5 protein-coding genes and 3 pseudogenes are annotated in these 5438 nt (G+C 68.6%); 1 reads left to right on the top strand and 7 read right to left on the bottom strand.

All coding sequences use genetic code 11. The annotated features are described in order from the left end of the window. Positions 1-256: 256 nt before the first annotated feature. The 6 genes and pseudogenes from IF78_RS49315 to cas7e all read right to left on the bottom strand — a co-directional run bounded on the left by IF78_RS49315 (position 257) and on the right by cas7e (position 3961). A complete protein-coding gene (locus tag IF78_RS49315) occupies positions 257-547 on the bottom strand; it encodes a hypothetical protein (RefSeq protein ID WP_199921481.1) in 291 nt (96 codons plus the stop codon). 66 nt (positions 548-613) lie between these two features. Continuing rightward, the gene (locus IF78_RS44635; protein WP_234440029.1) at positions 614-1369 is read right to left on the bottom strand and encodes a hypothetical protein; all 756 of its coding nucleotides are present in this window, start codon (positions 1367-1369) and stop codon (positions 614-616) included. A 33-nt stretch (positions 1370-1402) separates the two neighbouring features. Continuing rightward, positions 1403-2119 (bottom strand): type I-E CRISPR-associated protein Cas6/Cse3/CasE, encoded by a 717-nt coding sequence (gene cas6e, locus IF78_RS0142630; protein WP_051828692.1) that lies wholly within the window; start codon positions 2117-2119, stop codon positions 1403-1405. Beyond that, a complete protein-coding gene (locus tag IF78_RS50275) occupies positions 2116-2331 on the bottom strand; it encodes a hypothetical protein (protein ID WP_234440030.1) in 216 nt (71 codons plus the stop codon). The genes cas6e and IF78_RS50275 overlap by 4 nt, the downstream gene beginning before the upstream one ends. A 119-nt stretch (positions 2332-2450) precedes the next feature. Next, a pseudogene (cas5e, locus tag IF78_RS50270) lies at positions 2451-2870 on the bottom strand (type I-E CRISPR-associated protein Cas5/CasD); the annotation flags it as partial. 32 nt (positions 2871-2902) lie between these two features. Then, entirely contained in the window at positions 2903-3961 is a 1059-nt protein-coding gene (gene cas7e / locus IF78_RS0142620) for a type I-E CRISPR-associated protein Cas7/Cse4/CasC (RefSeq protein ID WP_234440028.1), read from the bottom strand. A 144-nt stretch (positions 3962-4105) separates the two neighbouring features. Between cas7e and IF78_RS47285 the strand changes: the two are divergent. Then, a pseudogene (locus IF78_RS47285) lies at positions 4106-4895 on the top strand (DUF5926 family protein). A 454-nt stretch (positions 4896-5349) separates the two neighbouring features. On the opposite strand, the pseudogene IF78_RS48175 reads toward IF78_RS47285, so the two are convergent. Continuing rightward, positions 5350-5438, bottom strand: a pseudogene (locus IF78_RS48175) (IS5/IS1182 family transposase); the annotation flags it as partial.

The following is a 5438-nucleotide window of genomic DNA, read 5'->3' as shown; positions in this document are numbered from 1 at the left end:
AAGCACCTCTCAACGCATTCCAGATCGCCTTCGAGGGCCGCCTTACCCCGAGCAACAACTGACCACTCAACAAACAAGATCAGCCGTTAAATTGACACACCCGCGGTGACCGCTGCCCAGGCTCTCCCGGCAGGGTCAGTCGAAATGCCGTTGGGTGGGGTCCAGTCGGCTGAGGACAGCGCGTACGAGGTCGCGGCTGTAGGCGGAGCGGGGAGCGTCACCGGCGGCATGCGAGCCGGTGGATGCGTGGAAGCCGTCAGGTCGTTGTTTCGGCAGGCTCGTCCAGGCTGCCTTGGGCTTCGAGCATCAGATAGGTGAGCTTGGCCCATTGGCGGAAGTTGCCGTGGCAGACGACGTCGTCGATCCACAGCAGGTCGTCGGTGGGGACGGCGGTCCACAGCGGGTGGTATTGGGGGATGACGGTGAGAACTTCGCCTGGAGTGAGGGGCTTGTAGCGCTGCCAGAGGAGGATGCAGTGAGGTCGGCGTGCCAGGCCTGGGCGGGGGTGCGCCGGTGGAGGCGGGCGATGGTGTGGTCGTTGTTCCACCACTCCACCCAGTCAAGGACGACGGTGATGAAGGTTTCGGGTGGGGGCTGTAGGGCGGCAGGACGATCAGTTCGGTGCCGAACTTTTTGAACGCCTCGTCCACGCACTTGCCCAGGAAGTCACGGCCGCGGTCGGTGCGGATCTTGCGGGGGATGCCGCCGAAGGGCCGGTGGTGCTCCGTGCAGAGGATGGCGTCGCGGGCGGCGGCCAGGATGGCGTCCTGGCTGGGCTGGTGGGGGGTGAGGCCAGCCCGCAGATGACGGCGGTGGAGTGGTCGATGAACCAGGTGATCCAGGGTTTGCTGCGTCGTCCGTCGATGTTGACGAAGACGCTGGCTTCGACATGGTCAGTCTCCCAGACGTCGTTGCGGTTGCCGTGCGGGCGCAGGGCGTGGACGTCGTGGCGGCGACGGGCTGCTTCGCCTCCTTTAAGGGCGGCGCGCTGGCCGGGGGTGAGTTCCCGGTCGAGGGCGCGGTAGAAGGTTGCCTGGGATACGCGGGGCGGGTTGCCGAAGATGCCGTCGTCGACGAGTTCGCGGTAGGTGGCTGCTGCGTTGCCGTTCCATCGGGCCAGGGCGTCGTGCATGGCCGGGGTGAGGGTGAAATGGGGGCGGCCTTGGGGGGTGTAGGTGCCGTGGTGGGCGGTGGCGTTGTCCATCCAGCGGCGCACGGTGCGCCAGTGGACGGTGAAGGCGGCGGCGACAGTGCGCACGTCGTATTGGGTCAGGCGTTCGGCATTACGCAGGCGCAGCAGGCGGCGTACGGCGGCGGCGCGCAGGGAGGTGGTGTCGTAGGGGCCGTCGGGTGAGGGCGTGGCGGGCACAGAGATCCGGGATCTTCCTCGGGTGGGGGTGGGTCAAGCGGGGAGGAGGGAGAGCAGTCCGGCGCCGTAGGGCTTGCCGCGGCCGATGCCGGTGAGCACGGCGTGGCGCAGCCGGTCGGCTTCGGTGATGGTGGCCAGGCCATCGAAGCGGGTCAGCACGTGCAGGGGACCGGGGGCGTGATCAGCTTCGCCCGCCTCGGTGGTGGGGTGCGGGCGCTTGCGGGGGCGGCGGAAACGGGCGGGGGTGGTGTCGGTCGTGGTCAGGGCGAGGCCCGCCTGATGGGCGCGGCGCTGCCACCAGGCCATGGCGTCGTCGCCATAGAGGGCGACGACTTGCCTGCCGCGCCTGTTGTCGACGGGCTGGTGGTCGTCCAGGGCGCGGCGGACGGCGCTGGCGTTGGCGGTGATGCGGTAGCGCACCGCTCGGCCGGGGGCCAGTGCTTGGAACATGGGGTGCAGGGCACGGGTTTCGGCGGTGCCGTAGTCCTGGGGCAGGCGGGTGAGGTCGGGCGGCTGGTGGGACTGGATGAGCAGGGTGGGAGGGGCGTCGTCAGTGGCGTCTTCCAGGCGGAAGAGCAGACCAGCTTTGTGACGGGGGTGCTCGCCGAGGTCGTCGGGGGCCAGGAGCATCACGGTCTTGTGCAGGCTGACGGTGTCGGTCAGGTCGCGGCGGACGGTCTTGTTACGGCGGTTGAGGCGGATCCGGGTCAGCGTCGCCGTGGTGGCGAGCATGTCAGGGGTGCTGGTCACAGGGAGCGTCCTGGTCGGATGTAGGCGGCGAGCGCGGTGATCGCGGGCGGTGGGGCGTAAAGGTCGGCGCGCATGGGTTCGGTGGTGCGCCAGACGTGGCGGGTGTCGTGGAAGCGCCGGTTGGGGGTGAAGTCGACGGGCACGTCGGCGACTTCGCGGTGGGAGGGGGCGGCGGGCACGTGATCGGGCTGTCGTTCCCAGATGAAGTCCACCGGCACTGTGGCTTGCTCGCGGCGCGGCGCGGCGGCCAGGCTGAGCGGAACACGATGGCGGAGTTCACCGACGGGGTCAGGGTGCGGCCCCCCAGGACGAGGGGTTCGTCGGGGATGCAGGCTCGCCGACCCAGGTAGGTGCTGAAGGCGGGCTGTTCGAGCCGCTGGATGAGGTGCTCCAGGAGCGGGTCGGGGCCTTGGACGGCGAGTGTGAAGACGGCGTCGGCGAGGTAGACGCGCTTGCTGATGAGGGTGGACTTGTTCTGAGCCCGGTAGTCACCGGCGCTAGGGCGCAGGCCCTGTTTGTGAGGGCGGCCGCCGCCGACGGTGTGGTAGTCGGTGTGGCGGATGCCGGGGCGGTCGATGCGGACGGTGAACTCCAGGTCCGCGTAGGGGCTGTTGTGGGTGTCCGTGTCGGGGGCGAGGGCTTCTTCGCGCGAGCGCCCGTCCGCGGCGGCGAAGAGACCGATGAGGGCGGAGCGGGTGGGGAAAGGGAGGATGTCGCGGTAGTGGAAGGCAGCGTGTTCCCCGAACGACATCAGCGGGGCGGCCAGGCGCAGCAGGATGCCGTTCATGCGGCCGCCCGTGTCGCGGAGGACTGGGCGGCGGTCTGGGTGAGCGCGTCCGTCAGGTCGTCGAAGCTGGCGTGAACGGTGCCGAGGTGGTCGACGGGTGCGTCGTGCGCGGTGGCGTAGCCGGAGCCGATCAGGCGGCGATTGCCCAACAGCCGGTTCAATGCGCCGGCGTACTGGGACAGGGCTTGGACGGCGGGGGTGATGTAGCCGCCGCCGGGCGCGCTTTTGACGGGCTGTTCGAAGGCAGTGGCGAGGGAGACGGGGCGGCGGTCGCGCACCGCGTAGTGCACCAGGTAGGGGTAGGTGTGCGGGGCGGTGGCCGTCTTCTTCGCGCCGGGCATGACTTCGATGAACGCCTCGGCGAACAGCTCCAGCAGGTGCAGGGCCTGGTCGTGGTCGCCATTCAGGTTGCGGGTCAGTTCGGTGAGGTTGACGGTGGTATAGCGGTAGAGCAGGCCGGTGGTGAAGAAGCTCGTCTGCAGGTGCGCGCTGCCCGCCTCGTGGGGCAGCGACCAGTCCTCCACCGCGGTGAAGTAGTCGGGCTGCTGGCCGCTTTGGTGGACGCAGAAGGCGTGCGCCATCTGCACGGCGCCATCGACCTGGGCACCGGGCACTTCGGCGAGCATGCGGCCGAAGAGATTGATGGTGGCCGTGCGCCGGCGGATAAGGGCGGCGACGGTGGGCGTGGGCAGAACGGCCTCCGTCTTCTCCTTCCTTGCCTTCTTGCGGGGGCCCTTGGCCTCGGCTTCGGCCTCCCGTGCCTTCTCCGCCTTCTCCTTGGCAAGGGCCTCTTCCAGCTGCGGGCGGTGTTCGGCGCACAGGTCGGTGAGCTCATCGAGCACGGTGCGCGGCAGGTAAAGCGTGACCGAGGTGATGCCTCGGCCTTCTTCTGTCTTCAGTCCCTCCCTGGTGGCCGAGCGCACGATCTGGGCGCCGGCGAAGGCTGCCAGGTCCGTCGGCCAGCCGGCCTCGCGCAGGGCGTCGGCAACGCGCAGGGGCAGCATGCGGGTGCGGGCGGCGCGCTGATCACGAAACTGGATGCTGCCCGTCGACACAGCTTGACTTCCCCATTGGGAAGCCACTGCGCACTTCAGTTGGCCGCTCTGGTGCTCAGTGTTCGCGACGGTCGCCCGCCACGGTGCCGCCGATGTCCGGGGGCGCCTCGCGTGAGACGAGCCGTAACCGGGTGATACCCCACGATGGCCAAGAAGCGACCCCAGACGAAGGCCGAGCCCACCGGCCAGCGCTGCAAAGCCTTTCCAGTACGTGCCCCCGCGCACGTCGTGACCGAGCTGGTGCACCGTCCCTTCGAGGGACTTCCGGGCAAGTGCGGCTGGGTGGCGCTGCGTGAGCTGCTGCCGGCGGCCATGGTGGAGCTGCCCTTGAAGGGCGGCCAGCCCGAGGGCGTCCCATCCGTCACGCTGGCGACGGTGCTTCCGATGGCCTGGCCGGCCCTGCGCTGCGACGACGGCTCGGTGCTACTGGGCCTGCAGAACGACACGGCGTCCGGCGACATCAGCCGCGGCCTCACCCCGAAGGCGCGTTCGAGCCGATTGTGCACAGCGGCTTCGAGTTCTGGTCCCGGACGCGGAAAACGCCACGCCGGGTGACCGACTCGCTCGAGCAGGCCAACGTAGCGGGTACCCCGCCGACAGGCTCACTGGCGTGGACTTGCGAGATGCCAGGCAAGAACCACCTGCGCCGGGTCATGCCGCACGCGGAGGAGCAGCTTCTGGACGCCCTCGTGTGGCTGCTCGTGGTGGGCCGCTAGCCTCGATGAGCACCCGCCTCGTGATTTCCCTCCACGCTCACGGGCTCGTCATTCCGGTCTGGGATCTGCCGAGCGGGGTCGGCGCGCAGGACGTCGAGAAGCCGGCGGCCCGAGTTCACCGAGTGCCTCGCGGCGGCCCTCCCCTAGGAGGCACCGCTGACCGCCGACGAGCGTCGCGCGCGGCGGCCTCACCACGCCGGCAGGCCACGCTCAGTTGACAGAACGTGACGAGATCGGGCTCGACTGGCCGACCAGTCAACCAGACCCGACCTTTCGGAATCGGTGGCTCCGCTCACAAGTCCCGCTAGGAGCAAGTAAATCCGTGTCCGAATAGGCGAGATCGAATTTGCGAAGCGCGGATCTCTTGTTACGGTCTGTCACGAACCCCTGAAGGGAGACAGCCCGTCGGCACGAGCGGCCTGGACAGCTTCAACTCGCCCCGACGGGCAACGAGTATCACCACAGGAGAGGTGACGCATCGTGATGCCTGACAGTACCTCGCGACAGAGGGAACAGCACAATCCGAAGCCCCGCTGGGGCGTGGTTCTGGCCGCCGTCTCGGCTGCCGCGAACGTCTTTCGATTGCTGCGGGAACTCCTGATTCACCACTGAGAAGGACTGCTGGTTCTGTTGGTCTGCCTGCAGCTTTCTCCCCCACCCTAAGACGTCATCTCATTTGGTGAGTCGGCGGTAGCAGATGAGGGTGCAGGCGATGCTGGTGAAGGCCAGGAAGTGCTCGGCTTTGCGCTCGTAGCGGCGGT

The organism is Streptomyces bicolor, assembly GCF_000719285.1.
GTDB lineage: Bacteria > Actinomycetota > Actinomycetes > Streptomycetales > Streptomycetaceae > Streptomyces > Streptomyces bicolor.
Note: the sequence above shows the minus strand (reverse complement) of the source record. Positions and strands in the feature narration are given on the sequence as shown.